General features: G+C 34.5%; 26 protein-coding genes and 3 tRNA genes. 13 read left to right on the top strand and 16 right to left on the bottom strand.

From position 1 onward, the window contains the following. Positions 1-155 precede the first annotated feature (155 nt). The 4 genes from mutS to BM383_RS09185 all read left to right on the top strand — a co-directional run bounded on the left by mutS (position 156) and on the right by BM383_RS09185 (position 3,224). The gene (gene mutS, locus BM383_RS09200; RefSeq protein ID WP_093024896.1) at positions 156-2,762 is read left to right on the top strand and encodes a DNA mismatch repair protein MutS; all 2,607 of its coding nucleotides are present in this window, start codon (positions 156-158) and stop codon (positions 2,760-2,762) included. A 122-nt stretch (positions 2,763-2,884) separates the two neighbouring features. Next, positions 2,885-2,957: transfer RNA gene (locus tag BM383_RS09195), tRNA-Gly, on the top strand. Positions 2,958-2,972: 15 nt separating this feature from the next. After that, positions 2,973-3,058: transfer RNA gene (locus tag BM383_RS09190), tRNA-Leu, on the top strand. A gap of 80 nt (positions 3,059-3,138) precedes the next feature. Then, positions 3,139-3,224: transfer RNA gene (locus BM383_RS09185), tRNA-Leu, on the top strand. Between the two features lie 227 nt (positions 3,225-3,451). Here BM383_RS09185 and BM383_RS09180 read toward each other — a convergent pair. The 6 genes from BM383_RS09180 to BM383_RS09160 form a co-directional block, all read right to left on the bottom strand. After that, entirely contained in the window at positions 3,452-4,105 is a 654-nt protein-coding gene (locus tag BM383_RS09180; protein ID WP_093024835.1) for a hypothetical protein, read from the bottom strand. Then, a complete protein-coding gene (locus BM383_RS09175; protein WP_093024834.1) occupies positions 4,102-4,932 on the bottom strand; it encodes an ABC transporter permease in 831 nt (276 codons plus the stop codon). The genes BM383_RS09180 and BM383_RS09175 overlap by 4 nt, the downstream gene beginning before the upstream one ends. Continuing rightward, positions 4,929-5,783 (bottom strand): ABC transporter ATP-binding protein, encoded by an 855-nt coding sequence (locus BM383_RS09170; RefSeq protein WP_093024833.1) that lies wholly within the window; start codon positions 5,781-5,783, stop codon positions 4,929-4,931. Before BM383_RS09170 ends, BM383_RS09175 begins: the two co-directional genes overlap by 4 nt. Next, positions 5,767-6,318 (bottom strand): hypothetical protein, encoded by a 552-nt coding sequence (locus tag BM383_RS09165; protein ID WP_093024832.1) that lies wholly within the window; start codon positions 6,316-6,318, stop codon positions 5,767-5,769. The genes BM383_RS09170 and BM383_RS09165 overlap by 17 nt, the downstream gene beginning before the upstream one ends. 157 nt (positions 6,319-6,475) lie before the next feature. Continuing rightward, entirely contained in the window at positions 6,476-6,649 is a 174-nt protein-coding gene (locus BM383_RS18825) for a hypothetical protein (RefSeq protein WP_177229096.1), read from the bottom strand. 33 nt (positions 6,650-6,682) lie between these two features. Further along, complete coding sequence (locus tag BM383_RS09160; protein WP_093024831.1) at positions 6,683-6,844, bottom strand: DUF1328 family protein; 162 nt, start codon at positions 6,842-6,844, stop codon at positions 6,683-6,685. A 189-nt stretch (positions 6,845-7,033) separates the two neighbouring features. Between BM383_RS09160 and BM383_RS09155 the strand changes: the two genes are divergently transcribed. Then, the gene (locus BM383_RS09155; RefSeq protein WP_093024830.1) at positions 7,034-7,225 is read left to right on the top strand and encodes a hypothetical protein; all 192 of its coding nucleotides are present in this window, start codon (positions 7,034-7,036) and stop codon (positions 7,223-7,225) included. A gap of 62 nt (positions 7,226-7,287) precedes the next feature. Here BM383_RS09155 and fabD read toward each other — a convergent pair whose 3' ends face one another. The 4 genes from fabD to BM383_RS09135 form a co-directional block, all read right to left on the bottom strand. Beyond that, positions 7,288-8,175 carry an ACP S-malonyltransferase gene (gene fabD, locus BM383_RS09150; RefSeq protein WP_093024829.1) on the bottom strand — a complete coding sequence of 296 codons (888 nt, stop codon included), beginning with the start codon at positions 8,173-8,175 and terminating at the stop codon, positions 7,288-7,290. Between the two features lie 68 nt (positions 8,176-8,243). After that, complete coding sequence (locus BM383_RS09145; protein ID WP_093024828.1) at positions 8,244-9,068, bottom strand: fructosamine kinase family protein; 825 nt, start codon at positions 9,066-9,068, stop codon at positions 8,244-8,246. A gap of 29 nt (positions 9,069-9,097) precedes the next feature. Continuing rightward, positions 9,098-9,583, bottom strand: coding sequence for a dihydrofolate reductase (locus tag BM383_RS09140; RefSeq protein WP_093024827.1), 486 nt, complete (start codon positions 9,581-9,583; stop codon positions 9,098-9,100). Beyond that, complete coding sequence (locus tag BM383_RS09135) at positions 9,583-9,966, bottom strand: 2TM domain-containing protein (RefSeq protein ID WP_093024826.1); 384 nt, start codon at positions 9,964-9,966, stop codon at positions 9,583-9,585. The genes BM383_RS09140 and BM383_RS09135 overlap by 1 nt, the downstream gene beginning before the upstream one ends. A gap of 188 nt (positions 9,967-10,154) precedes the next feature. On the opposite strand from BM383_RS09135, the gene BM383_RS09130 reads away from it, so the two are divergent. Beyond that, the gene (locus tag BM383_RS09130) at positions 10,155-11,240 is read left to right on the top strand and encodes an aminotransferase class V-fold PLP-dependent enzyme (protein WP_093024825.1); all 1,086 of its coding nucleotides are present in this window, start codon (positions 10,155-10,157) and stop codon (positions 11,238-11,240) included. 47 nt (positions 11,241-11,287) lie between these two features. On the opposite strand, the gene BM383_RS09125 is transcribed toward BM383_RS09130, so the two are convergent. Further along, on the bottom strand, positions 11,288-12,112 hold the full coding sequence (locus BM383_RS09125; protein ID WP_093024824.1) for a thymidylate synthase: 825 nt from the start codon (positions 12,110-12,112) through the stop codon (positions 11,288-11,290). Positions 12,113-12,327: 215 nt separating this feature from the next. Between BM383_RS09125 and BM383_RS09120 the strand changes: the two genes are divergently transcribed. The 3 genes from BM383_RS09120 (at position 12,328) to BM383_RS09110 (ending at position 14,798) form a co-directional block, all read left to right on the top strand. Beyond that, positions 12,328-12,885, top strand: a complete 558-nt coding sequence (locus BM383_RS09120; RefSeq protein WP_093024823.1) for a YceI family protein — start codon at positions 12,328-12,330, stop codon at positions 12,883-12,885. 23 nt (positions 12,886-12,908) lie between these two features. Beyond that, complete coding sequence (locus tag BM383_RS09115; RefSeq protein ID WP_093024822.1) at positions 12,909-14,177, top strand: hypothetical protein; 1,269 nt, start codon at positions 12,909-12,911, stop codon at positions 14,175-14,177. An 81-nt stretch (positions 14,178-14,258) separates the two neighbouring features. After that, positions 14,259-14,798 carry a YceI family protein gene (locus BM383_RS09110; RefSeq protein WP_093024821.1) on the top strand — a complete coding sequence of 180 codons (540 nt, stop codon included), beginning with the start codon at positions 14,259-14,261 and terminating at the stop codon, positions 14,796-14,798. Here the strand turns inward: BM383_RS09110 and BM383_RS09105 are convergent. The 4 genes from BM383_RS09105 to BM383_RS09090 all read right to left on the bottom strand — a co-directional run bounded on the left by BM383_RS09105 (position 14,787) and on the right by BM383_RS09090 (position 18,891). After that, positions 14,787-16,436: a NupC/NupG family nucleoside CNT transporter gene (locus tag BM383_RS09105; RefSeq protein ID WP_093024820.1), complete on the bottom strand. Its 1,650-nt coding sequence runs from the start codon at positions 16,434-16,436 to the stop codon at positions 14,787-14,789. The two genes, BM383_RS09110 and BM383_RS09105, sit on opposite strands and share 12 nt — an antisense overlap. 21 nt (positions 16,437-16,457) lie before the next feature. After that, positions 16,458-17,084, bottom strand: a complete 627-nt coding sequence (locus tag BM383_RS09100) for a bifunctional nuclease family protein (protein ID WP_093024819.1) — start codon at positions 17,082-17,084, stop codon at positions 16,458-16,460. A gap of 80 nt (positions 17,085-17,164) precedes the next feature. Further along, positions 17,165-18,127, bottom strand: coding sequence for an electron transfer flavoprotein subunit alpha/FixB family protein (locus BM383_RS09095; protein ID WP_093024818.1), 963 nt, complete (start codon positions 18,125-18,127; stop codon positions 17,165-17,167). A 17-nt stretch (positions 18,128-18,144) separates the two neighbouring features. Further along, positions 18,145-18,891 (bottom strand): electron transfer flavoprotein subunit beta/FixA family protein, encoded by a 747-nt coding sequence (locus BM383_RS09090; RefSeq protein ID WP_093024817.1) that lies wholly within the window; start codon positions 18,889-18,891, stop codon positions 18,145-18,147. 334 nt (positions 18,892-19,225) lie between these two features. On the opposite strand from BM383_RS09090, the gene BM383_RS09085 reads away from it, so the two are divergent. From BM383_RS09085 to BM383_RS09070, 4 genes are all read left to right on the top strand, one after another. Beyond that, the gene (locus tag BM383_RS09085) at positions 19,226-20,221 is read left to right on the top strand and encodes a pyruvate dehydrogenase complex E1 component subunit beta (protein WP_262501713.1); all 996 of its coding nucleotides are present in this window, start codon (positions 19,226-19,228) and stop codon (positions 20,219-20,221) included. 80 nt (positions 20,222-20,301) lie between these two features. Beyond that, complete coding sequence (locus BM383_RS09080; protein WP_093024815.1) at positions 20,302-22,800, top strand: DUF5686 and carboxypeptidase-like regulatory domain-containing protein; 2,499 nt, start codon at positions 20,302-20,304, stop codon at positions 22,798-22,800. A 129-nt stretch (positions 22,801-22,929) separates the two neighbouring features. Next, positions 22,930-23,457 (top strand): inorganic diphosphatase, encoded by a 528-nt coding sequence (locus BM383_RS09075; protein WP_093024814.1) that lies wholly within the window; start codon positions 22,930-22,932, stop codon positions 23,455-23,457. Positions 23,458-23,604: 147 nt separating this feature from the next. Then, a complete protein-coding gene (locus tag BM383_RS09070; RefSeq protein WP_093024813.1) occupies positions 23,605-24,018 on the top strand; it encodes a hypothetical protein in 414 nt (137 codons plus the stop codon). Here BM383_RS09070 and BM383_RS09065 read toward each other — a convergent pair. After that, on the bottom strand, positions 24,015-24,629 hold the full coding sequence (locus BM383_RS09065) for a deoxynucleoside kinase (RefSeq protein WP_093024812.1): 615 nt from the start codon (positions 24,627-24,629) through the stop codon (positions 24,015-24,017). The genes BM383_RS09070 and BM383_RS09065 overlap by 4 nt on opposite strands. Between the last annotated feature and the right edge of the window lies 1 nt (position 24,630).

Here is a 24,630-nt window from a genome sequence, read left to right as displayed (position 1 = left end):
TAAAAATATTGAGTTATAAAGCATCAAAGATATAAAAAGCAGATGTAAACATTCAAATATACGACCACCCATTTTTGTATTTTTAACGTTTCTATAGCAGTTTGAAATCACTAACTTCGCGTTTTGTTACAAATTCAACTAAAAAAAGCAATCAATTGGCAGCAAAAGCAAAGAAAGAAACTCCGTTAATGAAACAATACAATGCTATCAAGGTGAAATATCCTGATGCAATGTTACTTTTTAGAGTAGGAGATTTTTACGAAACATTTGGTGAAGATGCGGTTAAAGCTTCTCAGATTCTGGGAATTGTATTAACCAACAGAAATAACGGAAGCGAACGCTCTGAGTTGGCTGGGTTTCCGCATCATTCTTTGAATACCTATCTGCCAAAATTGGTAAAAGCCGGACAGCGTGTTGCTATTTGCGATCAGTTAGAAGATCCTAAACAAACCAAAACCATTGTAAAACGTGGTGTAACCGAATTGGTAACGCCCGGAGTTGCGCTCAACGATGATATTTTACATGCTAAAACCAATAACTTTTTGGCGTCTATCTCATTTGGAAAAACGCAAATCGGAATTGCCTTTTTAGATGTGTCAACGGGTGAGTTTTTAACGGCTCAGGGAAACACGGAATATATTGATAAGTTGTTGCAGAATTTTTCGCCTAGTGAGATTCTGATTTCAAAAAAACATAAAAAACAGTTTGCCGAAAGTTTCGGGACCGATTTCAATACGTTTTATCTTGAAGATTGGATCTTCCAAGAAGATTATGCCCATGAAACTTTAACGGGGCATTTTAAAACAAAATCGTTAAAGGGATTTGGAGTAGATCATTTGCATGAAGGAATCTTGGCTTCGGCGGCGGTTTTGTATTATTTGTCCGAAACCCAACACAAACAATTAGAACATATTTCAGCAATTAACCGAATTGCAGAAGATGAATATGTTTGGATGGATCGTTTTACCATTCGAAATCTGGAATTGTACAATGCCAATTCTGCCAATGCGGTGACGTTGTTAGATGTGATTGACAAAACTATTTCGGCCATGGGCGGACGTATGTTGAAGCGTTGGTTGGCTTTGCCATTGAAGAATGCAGATAAAATTATTAGTCGACATGAAGTGGTGGCGTATTTGCAGGAAAACAAAACGGTACTTCAAAAAATGCGCAATCAAATTAAACTGATTGCCGATTTAGAACGATTGATTTCAAAAGTGGCAACGGGTAGAATTTGTCCACGCGAGGTGATCCAACTTAAAAATTCTTTGGAAGCTGCTGTTCCGGTAAAGCAATTGGCTTTGGCAAGTGATCATGAAGCCTTACGAGTGATTGGCGATAAATTGCATGATTGTGAATTGTTGCGTTCGCGTATTAAGGAAATGATCAACGAAGAAGCGCCGGTAAATATTCTGAAAGGAAATTGCATTGCGGAAGGTTTTTCAGAAGAATTAGATGAATACAGAAATCTAGCATTTTCCGGAAAAGATTACTTAGATAAAATGCTGGAGCGCGAAACTGAGCGTACCGGAATTCCTTCCTTGAAAATCGCCAGCAACAATGTGTTTGGCTATTATATTGAAGTTAGAAATGCTCACAAAGATAAAGTTCCGTCAGAGTGGACGCGTAAGCAAACTTTGGTGAATGCCGAGCGTTACATTACTGAAGAATTAAAAGAATACGAAGCGAAGATTTTAGGTGCCGAAGAAAAGATTTCTGTTTTAGAGCAAGAGCTTTTTAACAAGTTGGTACTTTGGATGAAAGAATACATTTTGCAAGTACAGTCGAATGCGGTGTTAATTGCACAATTAGATTGTTTGTGCGGATTTGCGCAATTGGCTACCGAAAACAATTATGTACAGCCAAAGATTTCCGATTCTTTTGTGTTGGATATTAAAAATGGTCGCCATCCGGTGATTGAAAAGCAATTGCCAATAGGAGAAGCTTACATTGCCAATGATGTGTATCTCGATAGGGAAGAGCAGCAAATGATTATGATTACGGGGCCTAACATGAGTGGTAAATCGGCTATTTTGCGTCAAACTGCATTGATTGTGTTGTTGGGACAAATTGGTTCGTTTGTGCCGGCAGATCATGTAGAAATGGGCTTAACCGATAAAATATTTACCAGAGTAGGAGCGAGCGATAATATTTCGATGGGTGAATCTACGTTTATGGTAGAAATGAACGAAACGGCTTCTATTTTGAATAACATTTCAGAAAGAAGTTTGGTATTGCTCGATGAAATTGGTCGTGGAACCAGCACGTACGACGGTATTTCTATTGCTTGGGCCATTTCAGAATACATTCATGAACATCCTGCAAAAGCAAAAACATTGTTTGCAACGCATTATCACGAATTGAATGAAATGACCAATTCGTTCGATCGAATTAAAAACTACAATGTTGCGGTAAAAGAAACCAAAGACAATGTATTGTTTTTAAGAAAGTTGGTTGAAGGTGGTAGCGAGCATAGTTTTGGTATTCACGTAGCAAAAATGGCCGGAATGCCTCAACAAGTGATTAAAAAAGCGAATAAGATTTTGAAAAAGCTTGAACAGTCACACGCTGGTGAACATAACAAAGAAGCTATTTCTGAGCTTGAAGATGAGATGCAATTGAGTATTTTTAATATGGATGATCCTTTGTTGATGGAAATCAAGGAAGAGATTTTACATACTGATATTGATACGCTGACACCAGTAGAAGCCTTGATGAAGCTCAATGAAATCAAGAGAATGTTGGTAAAGAAAAAGAAATGATTTATTGATTTTTAATTGGTTGTAAAAAAATACGTTTTTTTTTGAACTAAAAACTTTGAGGTTGCTTTAAATGTGTTATATTTGCATCCGCAATCAAGGATTGTGAACGATCTTAAAATTATGCGAAAATAGCTCAGCTGGTAGAGCGCAACCTTGCCAAGGTTGAGGTCGCGGGTTCGAACCCCGTTTTTCGCTCTTGAAAAGTATGACGCTCGAGTGGTGGAATTGGTAGACACGCTGGACTTAAAATCCAGTGGACAGTAATGTCCGTGCGGGTTCAAGTCCCGCCTCGAGTACAAAAGCCTCGTCAATCGATGAGGCTTTTTTCTATTTTAAAGCAAAATTTAGAAGAGATCATACTTTAATTACAATATTCGCTCGAGTGGTGGAATTGGTAGACACGCTGGACTTAAAATCCAGTGGACAGTAATGTCCGTGCGGGTTCAAGTCCCGCCTCGAGTACAAAAAGCCTGAAACGTTTGTTTTCGGGCTTTTTTGTTTTATAGCGTTAGTAAAAGTTTGTTTCTCTGCTTAGAAATCAACTTTTTTCGTAAAGTAATGCTTCACAACTAGTGTTGATATCAAAAAAATGAAGAAAGTAAAAACCGCTGATGTGTAACTGTAATTCCATTGGCTTAAGTCAAAAAAATAGATACATTTAGTAATAATTTTTGTTGTTTTGTCATGCTTCAGTAAGTGATTTTGTAATTAGATATTTTCATCATAATTTTTCCTTCTTTGGTGTCAAGATTACGCATTTTTTTTCGGTCTATATCTGTATCACGTCCCATGAAATTCAGGGGTATTTTTAGTTTTTCCATGGCAAAAGTCACCGTTACATTATCAGGCAAAATGGCTTCTTTATTTTCATAGGTCATCGTAATAGTATACGACCCGAGTTTTTTGGTATTGATCTCTGCTATGTGAATTCTTTTGTGCTCAATATCTAGATATACAGTGGCTAATGCAAAATCAGCCTTGTCGTCTGTGGGTATAATGTTTAGTACTTTGGTAAGTGTTCCATTAATGTTTTTTTTGCTTCTATCTACAGTGATGAATGGATATTTAAAAAGTTCTGATAAGGAAAAATCCAAGCCCCGTTTGGGAAGCATTACAAAATCTTCGCTTGAAAAATCGAGTTCTTCGTCTTTTTTAAATAGTACGCTTGCGTGTTTAGTAGGCATGTTGATAAACGAAACGTCTAAATTTAATTCAAGATCAGCAGAAAATTCCTGAATAGAATCCATTCGATTTTTAATGTACAAAAGGTCGCTATCTATTTCTTGCGCAATACAGTTGATTGATAGTTGTAGTAAGATAAAAAGTAAGTATGTTTTTTTCATCCTATGTCTTGTTTGTTGAAAATAGTAATTCCAATAATAGCAAATAATATACTGTAGATAATTAATCCTATGTTTTGAAGAAGGATAAGTTTCCAGTCTAAATTAAATTCGAAAAAGAGTTGCCATGAATTCGTGAGTTTTGGGAAAAAGAGGTAATCAAAGTTGGAAAGTCCAATATCAAGTTTTAGAAGCAAGGAACAAAAAATAAGAAAGAAGGCCGAAGCAATCCAGGTTTTGGCTGGGTCTTTCAGTAAAATCCCCAGTGTAATGCTTGTGGTGGTATAGAAAATCATACTTAACATTCCAGAGAGAAAAGCGCAAGAAATTCTTCGAAAGGCGTCTGCTTCTTCAAAAAAGTTGAGGGTTCCTAGGTAGACAATTAAATCACCTTTTCCGAAAATGCCATAAGCTAAAGTGAAAGAGGTGAAACCTAAAATGACAATAACAGTTACAGTGAAAATTAGCGAAGCCATGTATTTAGCAATTAGCAATTTTCTTTTTTGAACTGATTGTAGTAATAATGATTGTAGTGTTCCGCTTTTATATTCTTCGGTAATGATTCCGGAAGTAATAATCATTAAAATTAGCGGAATATTAAACCAAAGCGAATTCAAAACCACATACAATAATAAATTTCCATTGAGCAGATTTCCTTCAAAATAAAAAGACTCTGTAAGGTTTTCTAACAACAATTCTAAAATAGCAGTTCCTTGATAGTATGCAGCACCCAAAATAATAAATTCAATTACCAAAACGGCCCCCAAAGCATACCAGGTTTTACTCTGTTTTATGAGTTTGTAAAGTTCAGTTTTGAGAATAAATTTCATGATCTAGGAGTTTCAAGAAATTGTTGTAAAGATGCGTTTGGTACACAAGCTGAAATGGAATATCCTTCATTTAGTAGTTTCTTTAAGATAGTACTAATTTCTTCTGAAGTACATTGAACTGTGATGCTGTTTTTATGATGTACTCTGGTAGTGATATCATGTAGCCAAAGTGCTTTTGATATATCTGAACCACTAATTGTATAGCTGCTGGTAAGTTTATTCATTAGCTCACCTGTAGCACCTTCTTCGATAATTTTTCCTTGATCAATAACGTACAGATAATCACAACATTTTTGTAGTTCTGTCATTAAATGAGATGAGATAAAAATTGCAATTCCTTTGTGGGCTAGTTTTTTGATAAGTTTAATCATAGCCGAAACACCAATTGGATCTAACCCTGAAAAGGGTTCGTCCAAAATAAGAACATCCGGATCATTAAGCAGAGCAATGGCAATACCTAATCGTTGCTTCATCCCCATTGAGAAATTTTTAACCGGGTCTTTTCGGTTTATTGGCAAACCAACTTCAAGTAATGCTTTTTCAAGTTGTTTATCGTTTAGTTGTAAATTTTGAATTTTACCGAATAAACGCAAGTTTTCAAAAGCATTGAGATACGTGTATAACCCAGGTTTTTCAATAATGGCTCCAATAGCCTTTTTTTTATTTGATTCAATATGAATTGTGCCGGAATCAGGTTTTACTAAGCGACAAATAATTTTGAAAAGAGTTGTTTTTCCCGCTCCATTTTTGCCAAGAAGGCCACTTACAGTTCCGCTTTTTAGATAGATAGAAGTGTTGTTCAGTGCCGTATTTCCGTTATAGATTTTACTTAGGTTAGATGCTTTGAGCATGGAGTCTTTGGTTAAGTTTTTTATAATCGAATTTAGATTGATAACTTTTTTCTAAAAAGGTTCTTGACCAAAAGTACTTTTTAAAAATAAACCAAGGGTCTACCACCATAAAACTTGGAATAAAATGATACCACTTAATTCCTAGTTTCTTGTAATACCGTTTTACTTCATTCTCAATTCCCAGTTCCTCTGCAGCCGTTAAAACTGCCATGCGTTGGCATTTACTTCCTCGATAGTGGGCAGCTAATTTGTATGAAAATCCATGTTCAAAAAAAAGATCTTTGATGCGTTTATAATTTTGAAATCTAGACCAACCATCCGCTAGAACCAAAAAAATATGTGTGAATGAAAAGAGAAGTGACCAAACCCAAATACCTATAATCAAGTAAGAATCTTTCTCTAAAGCATCTTTTACTTTTCCATAATAGAAAACAGATTCAATGATGAATAGAATTAAAGCGCTGTAGAGTAATTTACCCACATTCCAATAGGATTTGGCAAGACTAGGTTGTTTAGGCAAATTTTCTAAAAGCATTCAGATTGTGTTTAACACACAATTTCGGTAAAAAATAAGTGTAAATAATCTCAAGAATAGAGGATTAACTTTTTTTTATAAAAAAAGCATTGTAATGCCTAGGCATTACAATGCTTTTCTGTTTTCATAAAATCATCATGATTTTATGTTACTATCTTTAATCAACAGCGTCTTCCATTTCGTCAGCTGCATCTTCAACTTCGTCACCAACGTCGTCCGCTGCATCCTCAATTTTCTCTCCTGTTGTTTTGTTTTCTCTACAACTTACAAAGGTTGTAGCCGTGGATAATGTCATAAACATGACCATTACCGTTAAAAAAGTTTTTTTCATAGCTTGATTTTTTAATTGTTTGGATAAAAAATATTACTTTCTAACGCCTCTTGTTAAAAGTGAAATAACAAATAATACTAGGAATACGAAAAATAAAATTTTAGCAATTCCTGCTGCTGCTCCTGCAATTCCACCAAATCCTAAAACTGCTGCTACAAGAGCGATAACGATAAATGTGATTGACCATCTTAACATAATTTCTGGTTTTTTAGATTAATATGATATAAAGATACTTTTGAAAAATGGGGATGAGATTTATTTAATAGAATTTAACTGCTTACTCAAAACAAATGTTAAATGACTGACAATATGGTAATTGAAAAAGGATTATTTGGAATTGTCTAATATTCTTAGTATAATGTGCTCGAATCAATATTATATATAATGAAACTTATTAGAGTTCGAAGAAGAACTAAACAAGAAAAAAGATTTTCAAACGATATGGGGATGCTTAATGCAAAAGTTACCTATGTAACCAAAACATTTGCAAACATTCCTTATAAAACTTTGCATAAATACCGAGAAACGTATTATGGTAAAGTAAAAGATTGTCAAGACTGCGTTATCAGTAACTAAATATAAAAAGAAAGCCTTCCAAAATCTGGAAGGCTTTCTTTTTATATTGAAATTGAAATTTCTTAGGCTGGTAATTGAGCAGAAGCTACTTCTGAAGCTCTGTTGATTTTTTTAACCAATCCTTGTAAAACTTTACCCGGACCAACTTCTGTAAATAATGTAGCGCCGTCTGCTATCATGTTTTCTACACTTTGTGTCCATTTTACAGGCGCTGTTAACTGTGCAATTAAGTTTTTCTGAATTTTTTCAGCATCTGTCACAGCAGTAGTAGTTACGTTTTGATAGATAGGACATTTTGGAGTAGCAAAGCTAGTTTCTTCAATTGCTTTTGCCAATTCTTCTCTAGCTGGTTCCATTAAAGGCGAGTGAAAAGCACCGCCTACAGGCAATACCAATGCTCTTTTAGCTCCGGCTTCTTTCATTTTTTCACAAGCAGCGTTGATCGCTTCAATTTCACCTGAAATTACCAATTGCCCTGGGCAATTGTAGTTTGCAGCTACAACTATACCTTCTGTTTCTTCACAGATTTTTTCAACTACGTCATCAGCTAATGCTAAAACAGCAGCCATGGTACTTGGTTGTACTTCGCATGCTTTTTGCATAGCCAAGGCACGTTGCGAAACTAATTTTAAAGCATCTTCAAATTCTAAAACTCCAGCAGCTACCAAAGCAGAAAATTCTCCTAAAGAGTGACCTGCAACCATGTCTGGTTGAAAATTATCTCCTAACACTTTGCTTAAAATTACAGAATGTAAAAAGATAGCTGGTTGTGTTACTTTGGTTTCTTTTAAGTCTTCAGCAGTTCCGTCAAACATAATGTCTGTGATACGGAAACCTAAAATTTCATTCGCTTTTTCAAAAAGTTCTTTCGCTTCTGGGTAGTTATCATAGAGATCTTTTCCCATTCCTACGAATTGTGCACCCTGACCTGGAAATATGTATGCGTTCATAATTTTCAAATTTTGATGGGGCAAATTTATAAAAAAGATAGATTATCGGCTAAATATCTGTAATTTGGTTAACTGTATTTTTCTATGACGCGTTGAACTCCGCCTAAATAGCTGCTTCCGAACAAATTTAAATGAACTAATAGATAGTAAAGTTGCCAAAGTTCAATTCTATTTTTCCAACCGTTTGCTAACGGAAATTCCTCATCATAATAGTGAAATACTTCATCCTGAAATCCGCCAAACAGATGCATCAAGGAAATATCCATTTCTCTAGGTGCAAAAGCAACAGCAGGATCAATTAAAGCGGGCTTTCCGTTTGAAGTAACTAAATAATTTCCGCTCCAAAGATCACCGTGTAGTAAAGCTGGTGCTTCATCTGGAATTTCATGTTGAATGTTTTTATAAAATGATGTGGTTTCAAAAGAAAAACCTTGTTTAGCCGCTATTTGAAATTGAGGTTCTAATCGTTTTTCTGTATAGAAATCGGCTGCGTTTTGAATGTTTCCAGAATTGTTTTGCGGCAAACTTCCTATATAATTGTCATGATCTAAGCCAAAAGTAGCTTGAGTTGTTTGATGTTGCTTGGCTAAACCAATTCCAAAATCTTTCCAAAAGGTATGTGCTTGTTTTCCTTCCGGAATGTATTCTAATAATAAATAGGATGTGTTTTCAATTTCACCAAAAGAAACTACTTCAGGAATTTTCAAAGCATTTGCTGAATTTAAAAGTTGTAAACCTTTGGCTTCTTTGGCAAACATTTCTGGAAAGGCATCTTTATTATTGAGTTTGATGACTAAATTTTCATTGGTTGTGATTAACAAAAAAGTGTCATTTATGTCGCCTCCCGAAAGTGGTTTGTAAGCTTTTAAACTAAAACCTTCTTTTGCAGCAATGCTATGTAAAACGGAATCGTAAATAGGATTTATTTTTTGCGGTGATAGGTTTCATAAGTAAAAGCAAAATTGTGTTTTTCGTCTTTCTCATGAAATTCAGAATTCACTAATGTCCATTCTTTTTCATTAATTTCAGGGAAAAAGGTATCGGCATCAAAAGTTCCGTGAACACGAGTCAATTCAATAGCATCAGCAGTAGCCATGCTTAATTTATAAATTTCTCCACCGCCAATAATAAATGGAGTTTCATCATTTTCAATTTTTGAAATGGCTTCTTCTAAGGAATTTACAACAATGCAACCATCTGGATTGTAATCTTTTTTTCGGGTAATGACGATGTGTGTTCTATTAGGAAGTGGTTTTGGGAAACTTTCAAACGTCTTACGTCCCATGATGATATGGTGTCCGGATGTTAATTTTTTGAAACGTTTAAAATCGTCCGGCAAATGCCAAGCTAAGTCGTTATCTTTTCCTAAGGCGTTGTTTTCTGCCGCGGCAGCAATCATTGTTAGCATTAAAATGTCTCTTTATTTTTGTCGATTAGTGGATATTCTTTCTCTACTTCTTGTTGTAATTTAGCAATTCTTTTCTTTTGAATTTTCACCAATTTTTCTCTTTGTTCGCGTTCCCATTCTTTCCCAATAAACTTGTTGATGATAAACACATTTATGGCATGAATACACACTAAAAATGCCCAAGCTGTCATAACCCAAAGTGACCAGTTGTATTCAGGATAATAATTAAGAACTTTATTAAAAAGAAGCAAAAATACACTTCCTACAAGGAATAATATAAAGTGAATATAAAGTGATTTTTTTTGTTTAACACGAGATTGCGCCTTCTCAATTAATTCATGTTGAGAAACCTCAATAGTGTCATCGTAAGTATTCTTTTTCATAGTGATTTCTTTTCTTTTAAAGATACAATTTTATCAAAGATAGTGAATCTCTAGGCTTGTAAAAGTGCGTTAAATCTTAAGCTGAAATTTTACAAAGCTTTAAGTAAATCCGTTACTTTTGTAAAGTATGATAAGCATTCGTGCAGAAATTGAATATTTAAAAACCAGCAGAAAGCAGTAAACCGATCATGAAACAAGTACAAAAAGATTTTCCTGTAACCAATTCCTATACCTATTTGAATACTGCCGCGAGTGGACTTTTATCGGAGTCGATGCTCGATTGGCGTCAGGAACATGATCTTGATTTTTTAATTGGCGGAAGCATTTTCAGAGAAAAACAAGTTTCGTTTTTTAACGGAGTAAAGAAAACAGTAGCCGATTTTTTTAATGGAGATTGGCAACAGGTAGCTTTGGTTCAGAATTTTAGTTGGGGTTTCAATGCATTGATGGAAGCATTACCGAAGACTGAAAAAGTATTGTTGATTGATACAGATTACCCAAGTATCAATTGGCCGGTGGAATCTCGTGGTTTTGAAACTGTGAAAGTTAGTATTACTGCTGATTTAGAAGAACAAATCATACAAACCATAAAATCTGAAAAACCAACCGTTTTTGCTTTTAGTATCGTACAGTTTACAAATGGAATTAAGTTAGCGCCATCGTTTTTAAAACAACTAAAACAAGAGTTTCCTGATTTATTACTGATTGCAGATGGAACTCAGTATTTTGGGACAGAGCCTTTCGATTTTAAAGATTCTGGCATAGATGTAATTGGAGCTAGCGCGTATAAATGGATGCTTGGCGGTTATGGTTGTGGTTTCTTTTTATTTTCTGAAGCTGCCACAAGTAGATTTGAAATGAAAGTTACTGGAATGAATGCTGCTGCAGGAAATCCTAATCCTGGAACATTGCCTTTGGTGAATCTATTAGAACCAGGACATTTAGATTCTCTAGCATTTGGAAGCATGCAATTCGGATTAGAATACCTTTCAGAACTTGGGTTGCCGGCAATTCAAGAACATTTGAATTTATTAACAGATAAAGCTATCAAAGGTTTTGAAGAACTGGGTTTACTAGAGGATGTTGTATTGGTGCGAAAAGACAAGCATTCCACTATTTTTGGATTGAAGCTTGACGAGAAATATGTATCTATATTACGAGAAAAAGATTTTCTAGTTTCCTTTCGAGGAACGGTGCGCGTAAGTTTTCATGTGTACAATACCGAAAAGGATGTGAGCAAATTATTGCTGGCTTTGAGAAATTTAAAAAAATAAAAAAGGCATCCAAGAGGATGCCTTTTTAGTGTATATAAAGAATTAATTTAAATAGCTACAGCGCCTTTAATATGCGGATGTGGATCATAGTTTTCTAACGTGAAATCTTCAAATTTAAAATCGAAAATTTCCTTGATTTCAGGATTTAACTTCATAGTAGGTAATGCTCTAGGTTCTCTACTTAATTGAAGTTTTACCTGCTCAAAATGATTGTTGTAAATATGAACATCTCCAAACGTGTGAATAAAGTCTCCAGCTTCATATCCGCAAACTTGTGCCATCATCATTGTTAATAAGGCGTACGAAGCAATATTAAAGGGAACTCCAAGAAATACATCGGCACTTCTTTGATACAGTTGACAAGATAATTTTCCGCCTGCAACATAAAATTGAAAGAATGCGTGGCAAGGTGGTAAAGCGGCTTTTCCGTTTGCAACATTTTCCGAAAAAGAAACAGAAGTATCCGGCATTACACTTGGATTCCAAGCCGAAACTAACATACGTCTACTATCTGGATTTTTCTTAAGCGTTTCTATAACCTCTTTTATTTGGTCAATTTCTTCGCTATTCCAGTTACGCCATTGGTGTCCATAAACTGGTCCAAGATCGCCATCAGCATTAGCCCATTCATTCCAGATGCGTACACCATTATCTGTAAGGTATTTGATATTGGTGTCTCCATTTATAAACCAAAGCAACTCATGAATAATGGATTTCAAATGCAATTTTTTGGTAGTAACCATTGGAAAACCTTCGCTAAGATCAAAACGCATTTGATATCCAAAAACGCTTTTGGTACCCGTTCCGGTTCTATCTTCTTTTTGATGTCCGTGGTCTAAAATATGCTGTAAAAGATCATGATATTGCTTCATAATTTTATCTGTTTATAATGAATGGATTAAAAATACAGTTTTTAGTTATTATAAAAAATAATGCTATTAAAATTAAGTTTTTAATAAAATAATACACGAAAACGTGATAATTATGAATTATTTAATGAAATCATGTTGGGTAAAACATGACAAAAGTCATCATTTGCGCACAAACTCCATCGTAGTTTTGAACTGTAAAATTAAAACAAAGAACGATGAAAAGAGTGCTATTAATTATTGTTATGACGTTTATAGGAATGAACGTTAACTACGCTCAAGAATACAAAGCTAATGTTTCTAATTCAAAATTGTATGTTTCAGGTACATCAACTTTGCATGATTGGGAATGTAATGTAAAAGACTTTCAAGGGAAAGTAAATGCTGTGATTGAAAATGGAAAATTGGTAGCCATTAAATCATTTGATTTTAGCTTTAAAGTAAAGTCTCTTGACAGTGGAAAAAGTGCTATGGACAAAAAAACTTTCGAAGCGTTAAAAGAAGAAAAATATCCAACGATAAGTTATAAAGGTGATAAAGTGACTCTAAACAATGGGAAAGCTACTTTTTATGGTCAAATGTATATCGCCGGCGTAAGCAAAAGTTTTGAAACATCTGTAGATGTAAACTTATCTAATGGTGTGCTAACCTTAAAAGGAGCAGAAGCTTTCAAATTAGCAACTTTTGATATAGAACCACCAACAGCGATGTTTGGAACTATCAAAACAGGGGAAGAAGTGAGTATTCATTATGACCTACAATTAACTACAAAATAAATTAATTCTCAATACATATAACGATGACACATGGTGTGCAAAAATTAATAGGACTACTGGGAGTAGCACTATTAGCCGGGACAACTTACGCTCAAGAAACCGAAATAGGATATTTTAACGAGCCAGGAAAAGTAAGCCTAAACACATTTGAAACAGTAAAATCTGATACGTCAGCTTTTGATAAAGTAAAAGTAAGAGTAGGTGGCGATTTTAGTTTGCAATACCAAGCTCTAGAGCAAGAAACTGCTTCTGGAATAGCACTTTTAGATTTGAGTAGTGGTTTTAATTTGGCAACTGCAAATTTGAATATAGATGTACAGTTGGCAGATGGTGTTCGTATGAATTTAATAACCTATTTATCTTCTCGTCACCATAGAGAAACATGGGTGAAAGGTGGGTATATTCAATTTGATAAATTACCATTTTTACATAGTGACGCTATTGATAAAATTATGGAAAAAGTGACTGTGAAAATAGGTCACATGGAAATAAACTATGGTGATGCTCACTTTAGAAGAACAGATAACGGTAGAGCAATTTTAAATCCATTTGTAGGAAACTTAGTAATGGATGCTTTTGCAACAGAAGTAGGTGGTGAAATTTATTACCAAAATAACGGATTCCTTGGAATGGTAGGTATTACCAATGGTCAGTTAGACCCTACGGTAACTAGACATAGCACAGATCCTTCAATTTATTTCAAATTAGGATACGACAAACAAGTAAATACAGATCTTAGAACTCGTATTACTGGATCTTATTACTCTACAAACCGTACTGCTCGTAATACCCTTTATGCTGGTGATCGCGGTGGATCTAGATACTATTATGTATTATTACCTGAAGATGCAGATACAGGTGAAAGTAACCATACAACAGGTAGATTTAATCCAGGTTTTACAAGTGAAGTTCAGGCAATCATGATCAATCCGTTTGTGAAGTATAAAGGACTTGAGTTCTTTGGAACTGCTGAATTCTCAAAAGGTAAAAGCGCCACTGAGACAGAAGAAAGAGCAGCTACTCAATTATCTGGAGAATTGTTGTACAGATTTGGTGGAAACGAAAACTTTTACATCGGTGGTAGATATACAACAGTGAATGCAGAATTGGCAGGTTACGATGATGAAGTTAATGTAAATAGATTACAAGCTTCTGTTGGATGGTTCATGACAAAAAATGTTTTAGCAAAACTAGAATATGTGAATCAAGAGTACAAAGATTACCCAACCGGAGTTATTTTTAACGGTGGTAAATTCAACGGTGTAATGCTAGAAGCTACCATTTCTTTCTAAACTAACTAACTATAAATATTGAAAACAGTGCATAGAATTTACTACTTTATGTGCTGTTTTCTTTTTTAAATCCTGAATGTCATGAGAAAAATATCATTCTATATATTGATCATTTGTTGCTTGATGCAGTTTCAAACATGGGCTCAGGCAAACGTAAGTGTAACGGTTAAAACAAATGTAAATTCTTTTGAGTGTGAATGTTCCGGGAATGATTTTGTTTATAAAGATACTTTTCTAGCAGCACAAAAGAAATCAATGATTTTGTTTCCTATGAAAAAGTTTGACTGTCCCAAAAAACTTATGGAAAAGGATTTACAAGAATTGTTTGAAGCGGATGAATTTCCGTATGCAAAACTACAAATACTTGAACTATCAAAAAGTTCGCAGGTAGCTCATCAGTCTATCAAATTCAGTCTTACTTTAAAAAATAAAACACAGATTTACACCATTCCATTGCTGGAAGAAGTTGTAAATAATCAGCTTTATATAAAGGGCGATAAAATCATAAAACTTGATGATTTCGGTATTAAAGCGCCTTCAAAAATGCTTGGAATGGTAAAGGTAGATAACCAAGTTGCTATTTCATTTACAATTCCTGAAAAGCAATTGTTATCCAATTAATATTCCTGCTAAAGTAGCTGAAAGTAAAGAGGCAAGCATACCACCAATTACAGCTTTCATACCATATTTAGAAAGCAATGCCCTTTTCCCAGGAGCCAAAGATCCAATTCCTCCAATCTGAATTCCAATAGAGGCGATATTTGCAAATCCTGAAAGCATGAAAGTAGAAATCACTATAGATTTCATTTCAGAAAAAGCTCCTGCATTTTTTAAATCTGTTAAGCTGCTATAAGCAATAAATTCAGAAGCAATTAGCTTTTCACCAAGTAAACGACCAACCAGCTGCGCATCTTCCCAAGCAGTACCAATAGCATAGGCTAGAGGTGAAAATATAGTTCCTAAAATGTATTCAAGTGAAAGAGCGTCATATCTTCCATCTGTTGAAGAAGCAATCATTCCGTTGAGGTGTGTAAGGTCTCCAATTCCACCAAGAATACCATTTATCATTGCAATAAAAGCAACAAAAACAAGGAGCATAGCACCAACATTGGCTGCAAGTTTTAACCCTTCGGTGGTTCCTATAGCAATGGAATCCAAGAAGTTTGATCCTATTTTTTCTGAAGATACTTTTACACTGGTATCAATTTTTTCAGTTTGTGGAACTAGTATTTTAGCAATGACAATAGCTCCCGGAGCAGCCATAATAGAAGCCATTAAAAGTTGTTTGGCAAAAAGTAAACGCATCACTTCATCTCCACTTCCTAGCATATCAATATAAGCGGCTAAAACACCTCCTGCTAATGTGGCCATTCCGCCTGTCATTACAAGGAAAATTTCAGATTTATTCATCTTCTCCAAGTAGGCTTTGATCATTAACGGAGCTTCGGTTTGTCCAAGAAAAATATTTCCGGCAACAGCTAAACTTTCCGCTCCAGATATTTTCAAAGTTTTGGTCATTACCCAAGCTAAGCCTTTCACTACAATTTGTAAAACACCTAAGTAAAAAAGAACTGATGTTAAGGCTGAAAAGAATATTACGGTTGGAAGAATTTGAAAAATAAATACAAAACCAAAAGATTGCGTGTCCATTAAAGTATTTCCTAAAAGAAAAATACTACCGGCACGTGTGTAGTCTAAAACACTTACAAAACCTGAGCTCACAACTTCAAAAAACCACTGAATTGCAGGTACGTACGTGATGCCAAAAGCGATGCATATTTGTGCTGAAATTCCAAAACCAACCAATCTCCAAGAAATATTTTTCTTGTCAGAACTCAATAAAAAAGCGATGAAGATGATGATCGCAATACCAATAATTCCTCTCCAAAGATTGTAGAAAGTGAATCCTTTACTCTCTAATGTAGGGGTATTTTCTACTTTAGCTACAGTAGGCTGTTTGTAATTGTAGGAAAGTGATTCTAAGTTGTTTTTAAAAACCAGTGTAGAGTCCGTAAGTTCAGAAATTCTATAGGTAATTACAGTATCTTTTGGCTGCTGATAGTACATGATCAAAAGATTATTTTGATAAATGTAATCACCAGAAGATTCAATATCTTTTGATTTTTGTTGAAAAGAACCTTGGTTGAACTCTAAAAGGTTTTCTTCTGCATTGGACCATTTTCGTTCTAATTTTTCTTGAGCTGTTAACGTAATTGTAGTTACAAAAAGGGTAACAATGAAACAGAAAAACTTATTCATATGTATGCAGTATTGTTTAGGTTATTTATTCTCTCTTCGAGAAATCTCATCACGAATTCTTGCTGCTTTTTCATAATCTTCATTCAAAACAGCGCCATCAAGCATGGAGTTGAGTTCTTTTAGAGTGTAATCTTTATAGGAGTCAGATGAACTGTTTGTTTCAGGTTCATTGGTAATGATTTCATTTACTAGAACTTCATCTGGTTCATCTTCATTTTCTTTATCGTCAGCATTGAATTTTAAATAGATGCCGGCTTTATCAAGAATGTTTTTGTAGGTGAAAATAGGAGCATTGAAACGTAATGCTAAGGCAATAGCGTCACTGGTTCTTGCGTCAATAATTTCCTCGATTCTATCTCGTTCACAAATAATAGAAGAATAGAAAACACCATCAACTAGTTTATGAATAATTACTTGTTTTACAACAATTTCAAATCGGTCTGCGAAATTTTTGAAGAGGTCATGTGTAAGTGGTCTGGGTGGTTTTATTTCTTTTTCCAAAGCTATAGCAATGGATTGAGCTTCAAATGCACCAATTACAATGGGCAATTTTCGATCCCCATCAACTTCGTTTAAAATCAGTGCGTAAGCGCCATTTTGGGTTTGGCTGTAAGAAATACCCTTTATGTTTAATTTTACCAGACTCATAGATATAATAACATAAAAAGCCGTCTAAATTAGGTCTTACGAAATTTAGACAGCCTTTTAGGGGCACAATTTATAAAAAATTATGCGTTATTAGCCTTAAATTCTTTTAATTTTTCTGTGAGTTTAGGCACTACTTCAAATGCGTCTCCTACAATTCCGTAGTCTGCAGCTTTGAAGAACGGTGCATCTGCATCATTATTAATTACCACTTTTACTTTTGATGAATTTACACCGGCAAGATGCTGAATTGCTCCAGAGATACCAACGGCAATATATAAATTGGAAGCAACCGGTTTTCCTGTTTGACCAACGTGTTCACTATGTGGTCTCCATCCCATATCAGAAACGGGTTTTGAACACGCTGTAGCAGCTCCTAATACTTCTGCTAAATTTTCAATCAAATTCCAGTTTTCAGGACCTTTAAGTCCGCGACCACCAGAAACTACAATTTCAGCATCGGCAATAGCTACTTTCCCAGAAACTTTGTCGGTACTTGTAACCGAGCTAGCATCTTCTGGAATAGAAGGACTAAAACTTTCTGAAGTTACAGCTGTTGAATTTTCTTTAAGACCGAATGAATTTTTTGAAAGGGCAATAATTGCTTTTTCGGTATCCACTTCCGTCATAGCAAAAGCTTTATTTGTAAATGCTGTACGTTTTACTTTTAAAGGCGAAATGCTTTCAGGTAGTTCCACAACGTTTGGAACTAGTGCAGCATTTAATTTTGCTGAAAGAATTGGCGCTAAAAATTTATCATTAGAACCAGATCCAACAATAACTAAGGAAGCACTTTCTTTTTCAGCTGTCTGTTGAATAATGGAAGCATATTTTTTAGCACTGAAATTATTTAAGGAATCATCAGATACTGTCAAAACTTTATGAACTCCATAGTTGCCAAGTTCTTCTGCATCATTTGCATTGATGGCTACAGCTGTTACAGAACTACCTTGTTGAGTAGCAATAGCACTAGCGTAAGAAGCCAATTCGAAAGCAGTTTTCTTTAATTTACCACCTTCTGATTCTGTATATATTAAAATAGACATGTTCTTTTCGTTTTAAATTAAATAACTTTTGCTTCGTTGTGTAGTAGACTTATCAATTCGTCTAAATTATCTTTATCTACTAATTTTACAGCACCTTTTGCAGCTGGTTTTTCAAAAGAAGCAATTTTGGTATGGCTTTCTGATGTAGAAGGCTCAAGAACGGTAAGCTGTTTTTTTCTAGCCATCATAATTCCACGCATGTTTGGAATTCGAAGATCTTTTTCTTCTACAATACCTTTTTGGCAACCAACTACTAATGGAAGGTTTGTAGAAATAGTTTCTTTACCGCCATCTATTTCTCTAATTGCAGTTGCAGATGTACCTTCTATTTCTAGTCCAATACACATATTCACAAAGTTGGCATCTGTAAAAGTAGCCAGCATTCCAGGAACCATACCACCATTATAATCTATAGATTCTCTTCCGGCGATCACTAAATCATAATTACCTTCTGAAACTACTTTTGCAAGTTCCTTTGCTACGAAAAAACCATCTGTTGGAGTAGCGTTAATTCTTATTGCTTCGTCAGCTCCAATAGCAAGTGCTTTTCTTAGAGTAGGTTCAGTTTCTGGTCCGCCAACATTTACTATGGTTACGGAAGCTCCTTGTTTTTCTTTGAACCACATGGCTCGAGTAAGGCCAAATTCATCATTTGGATTGATAACAAACTGTACACCGTTTGTATCAAATTTGGTGTCACCATCGGTGAAATTTATTTTAGACGTAGTATCGGGTACGTGACTAATACAAACTAATATCTTCATTTTAAAATAGAATTTTTATGAAATCTGTAATTTGAATGCTAATGTAATGATAATTTATAAAATATACTATGCGTGCATAATATTTTTTATGTTAAAAAAATGCTGATGAATTTCATCTTTAAAATTTAATTAAATACATAGTCTATGGTTTTTGTAGATTATGTAGATTCAAAGGTAGTTATTTTAACCGAAATTTTTGTTGGGATTCTATTATTCCTGTTAGCTTTTTGATAGTAAAGATTTAATTCAAAACTTATTGAAATAGTTATATAAGAATTACTATTTTTGCTTAGCCGATTTTTAACCGGACTTAAGATTTTATACGAAGTACAATATATTCAAAAAAGTTTCGATGAGAACAATTCAATTTAGAGAAGCAGTTTGCGAAGCCATGAGCGAGGAAATGCGCAAAGATGAAGCAATTTATCTTATGGGTGAGGAAGTTGCAGAATACAATGGTGCTTACAAGGCATCTAAAGGAATGTTAGACGAGTTTGGTCCTAAGCGTGTAATTGATACTCCTATTGCAGAACTTGGTTTTGCTGGGATCGCTGTAGGTTCTGCTATGAATGGTAACCGTCCTATTGTAGAGTTTATGACATTCAACTTTGCACTAGTTGGTATCGATCAGATTATTAACAACGCAGCCAAAATACGTCAAATGTCCGGAGGACAATTTAACTGTCCTATCGTATTCCGTGGACCTACGGCTTCTGCAGGTCAGTTAGCAGCAACACACTCTCAGGCATTCGAAAGCTGGTATGCAAATTGTCCTGGATTAAAAGTGGTTGTTCCTTCGAACCCTTATGACGCAAAAGGATTGTTGAAAGCAGCTATACAAGATGATGATCCTGTGATTTTCATGGAGTCTGAGCAAATGTATGGTGATAAAGGAGAAGTGCCAGAAGGAGAATACACAATTCCATTAGGAGTTGCAGATATCAAAAGAGAAGGAACTGATGTTACTATCGTATCTTTTGGTAAAATTATCAAAGAAGCTTATACTGCTGCAGAAGAGTTAGCAAAAGAAGGTATTAGCTGTGAGATTATTGATATTCGCACTGTTCGTCCTTTAGATTATGATGCAATTATCAAATCTGTTAAGAAAACAAATCGTTTAGTGATTTTAGAGGAAGCTTGGCCTTTTGGTAATGTTTCTACAGAAATTACTTTTAGAGTACAGTCAGAGGCTTTTGATTATTTAGATGCTCCGGTACAAAAAATTAATACGGCAGATACTCCTGCTCCATATTCACCAGAATTGTTAAAAGAATGGTTACCAAATAGTGGAGATGTAGTTAAAGCTGTAAAAAAAGTACTTTACAAATAAAACTTTTATCATAAATAAACGTTATAAACTTCACCAATAGGTGAAGTTTTTTTATTTTGTACACCTGCTAAAAAGCGTTGATGAATAGAAATTTACTAGTTTACTGCTTTTTCTTCTTTACTTGTTACACACTTTTCCCCCAGACTAAAGTTAGTGGTAAGGTAATAGATGAAACTGGCGAGCCTATAGCGTTTGCCAATGTTATGTTTAAAGACTCTTCTGTGGGAGCTATTACCAATGATGATGGTAGCTTTTATTTAGAGTCTGATGATACATATACTTATTTAATTGTTTCATTACTCGGTTTTGCAACCCAGGAAATAGAACTTACCAAGAAAGTTACCTATGAACTTGCGGTTACCTTATCAGAGGGAGAACAATTAAAAGAAGTTGTTATTTATGCTGGTAAACAATCAAAAAAAAATAATCCGGCCATAGATATTCTTAGGAAAATATGGGCGAAGGAAAAGAATAATGGGTTACATAAATATCAGCAATATGCGTATGATAAATATGAGAAAATAGAATTCGACCTAAATACCATAGATAGTGCTATGATAAATAGCAAACTATTTAAAGGAATGGAGTTTATTTTTGAATATGCCGATACCTCAAATATTACAGGTAAAACCTATCTTCCTGTTTTTATCAATGAAACTGTTTATGAAGTTTATGGCGATAACAATCTAAATGAAGAAAAGGAAATTCTAAAAGGAAGTCAAAACTCTGGTTTCAGTTCCAATCAAAGTATCACAGCTTCAATTCAAGACCTGTACTCAGAGTATGATATTTATGATAATTACCTGACTTTTTTTGATAAAAACTTTACGAGTCCACTATCTAAAACTGGAATTAATACCTATAATTATGTACTTACAGATAGTGCATTTATAGATAATAAATGGTGTTATAATATTGTTTATTATCCAAGACGAAAGAATGAATTAACGTTTAAAGGAGATTTTTGGGTCACGGATTCTACGTTTGCTATCAAGGAAATAAATATGCAGGTGACGCGTAGTGCAAACATCAACTGGGTAAAAGATATTTATATAGAACAAGAGTTTGAAGTAGTTGATGATTCTACCATTTTATTAACCCGAGATTATATGATGAGCGATTTTGCGCTCAACAAGAAAGAAAAATCAAAGGGAATTTACGGTAAGAGGACAACTATTTATGATCATTATGTTTTTGACCAAGAAAAACCAAAAAGTTTTTATGATACGCAGGTAGATCCATATAATGAAGCTGTTTATAACAGAGACGATTCATTTTGGGAAAATAGACGATTAGAGCAGTTGAATAAAGATGAACAGCAAGTCTATAGCATGTTAGATACCCTAAAAACGGTTCCAAAGTTCAAAACCATGTATAATTTGGTGAGTATTTTGGGTTCTGGTTATATTGAGTTTGATAAGTACAATTTTGATTTTGGACCTATCTATTCCAGTTTTGGTTACAATGCTGTAGAAGGAGTTCGTTTAAGAGCTGGTGGTAGAACTTATTTTGGTCAAAATGATCAATGGAGAATAGAAGGCTATACGGCTTATGGTTTTAAAGATGATAAGTTTAAATATGGTATTTCGGGTAAATATCTTTTAGACCGAAAAATGCGATTAATCATTTCAGGCGGAAATAGGAGAGATGTGGAGCAGCTGGGGGTAAGTCTTACAGAAACAAATGATGTTTTGGGTAGAAGCTTTGCATCTTCATCAGTCTTTACCGCGGGAGCGAATAATACACTTTCCAACATCAATCTTAGCACTTTTGGAATTGAGATAGAGCCTTATAAAAATGTAAAATTCAAAATTAATGTTTCTTACAGAACAATAAGTTCTGCATTGCCAGACGACTTTAATTTAAGTTATTTAGATCCAAATAGCCCTACCGGAATTGAAGATGAAACCAAGCAATTTGGTGTTAGTACTTCAGTGGAATTTACTCCAGGTAGAAAAACACTTGGTTATGGTGTAGAGCGTAAGGAGGTAGATGATGATTATGGGCGGTATTTTCTTCAATATACTTCTGGAATAAAAGGAATGTTGGATAGTGATTTTGACTATCAAAAACTTCAATTTTATTATCAGCAACCTGTAAATATAGGTAGCATTGGTAGATTGACAACCACGGTTGAAGCTGGTAAAACATTTGGAGAAGTTCCATTGAGTTTGCTTAGTGTAATTCCTGGAAATCAAACCTATTTTTCAATATTCAATACATTTCCAAATTTAGATTTTTATGAATTTGTGACCGATACTTATTTGTCAGGACATTTGGAGCATAATTTCAATGGGAAGATATTTTCTAGAATTCCGTTGTTGCGAAAATTAAACCTAAGAGAAATTGTAGGTGTTAGAGGTGTTTGGGGTGAAATTTCAGATGCGAACATTGCTTTAAATGCACCGGCTGCAGATTTTTTAAATGCTCCAGATAGTAAACCATACTGGGAATATTCAGTAGGGGTTGGAAATATTTTTAAAGTATTCAGGTTAGATTTCAACTTTCGAGGAAACTATTTAGAAAATCCTGGAGCTCGAAAATTTAGTGTAACAGGAGCTTTTGGATTCTATTTCTAATATTCCAAAGAGTTATATATTATGATTCATTAAAAAACTCTTAATTAAAGGAAGTTACTAGAGTCTATGTTTGTTTTTTAGTAGGCGTTCACCTATTTTTGGTGAATACTATATTACAATAAAAATCAGATGAGTGAATCAACAACTTTCGACGTATTAATCGAAATCCCAAAAGGAAGTAGAAACAAGTACGAATACGACTTTGAAAAGAAAAGAATCCGTTTTGATAGAGTTTTATACTCGGCTATGTTTTATCCTGCAGATTACGGATTTATTCCAGAAACATTAGCAGAAGATGGTGACCCACTTGATGCAATGGTGTTTTTTACAGAAGCAACGGTACCAGGTTGTTTGGTAGAAGTGAAGCCAATTGCTGTATTTAAAATGGCTGATGATAAAGGACCAGACGAAAAAATTATTTGTGTGCCGGTATCAGATCCAATTATGAATAAATTAAATGATCTTAAAGATCTAAATATTCATACGTTAAAAGAATTTGAACATTTCTTTCAGGTTTATAAAGACTTAGAACAAAAGTTTGTTCAAGTTGATGGGTGGGGAGATCTTTCTGAAGCAATGAATTATATTCAAGGTGCAAAAGACAGATTTAACGCACTTTCAGAAGAAGAAAAAATGAAATATTCAATAGCGTTATAAGATAATTTTATTATTCTTAAAATAAAGGCTTCATTCTTACGGTAATAAAGAATGAAGCCTTTTTATTGTTAATTTGTGTGTAAACGCTTGTTTTTCAGTGTTAAAAGAGTTATTTTCGGTTTGCCTAAAACATAACCCCTATTTGGTATGACCCGAAAATTCACCCGAAAAACGTTGAGTCTACTGAATTCTTCCCCATTAGTAGCATTTGCAGTTGCTAAAGATGAATTTGGTTCAGCCCTAGGCTGGCACATTGTGTGGGACAAAGCTCTTGCAGCAAAGTATAGAGCCAAATCACATTTAAAAAACAAAGGCTTTAAAGATGTGTCTATCTTGTCTGGAGAAGATGAGTATGGACATACATTAAAAAGAGGCTTTTGGGTAGTAGTTAAGTCTAAGCGCCCTGAACAAACCGGTAAAGAGTTTGTAGCTTACGGTATGGGGGCTGATGCCGGTAACTATGAAAGAGCAGAAAGCAAAGCTATAAAGCATTTGCAAAAGCTAGATCCAAAATGGGATGCTGCGCATGGATATGATATTTCTAAAAGAGGAGTTTTCTAGAACAATCCATTCAACTCAGCATCAATCCTGTTAATGATTTCCCCAAGATCTTCAGGATTCGATACGAAGTCTATATCGTCAACATCAATAATAAGTAATTTACCTTTATTGTAACCGTGGATCCAGGCTTCGTATCGCTCATTCAAGCGACTTAGATAGTCTATTGAGATTGTATTTTCATAATCTCTTCCACGTTTGTGTATTTGATTCACAAGGTTAGGAATAGAACTGCGAAGATAGATTAGCAAATCTGGTGGTTGTACCGTCATTTCCATCAATTCAAAAAGAGAAATGTAGTTTTCAAAATCTCTATTAGTCATCAAACCCATAGCATGCAGGTTTGGTGCGAAAATATGTGAATCTTCGTAAATAGTTCTGTCTTGAATAATGGCTTTACCACTTTCTCTAATTTGCAATACTTGACGAAATCTACTATTCAAAAAGTAGATTTGAAGATTAAAACTCCAACGCTCCATTTGATTGTAGAAATCATCTAAATATGGATTGTCTACAACGTCTTCCAAATGGGGTTCCCAATTAAAATGTTTGGCTAAAAGTTTGGTTAATGTAGTTTTACCTGCACCAATATTTCCGGCAATAGCAATATGCATT

This window comes from Pustulibacterium marinum, assembly GCF_900116665.1.
GTDB lineage: Bacteria > Bacteroidota > Bacteroidia > Flavobacteriales > Flavobacteriaceae > Pustulibacterium > Pustulibacterium marinum.
Note: the sequence above shows the minus strand (reverse complement) of the source record. Positions and strands in the feature narration are given on the sequence as shown.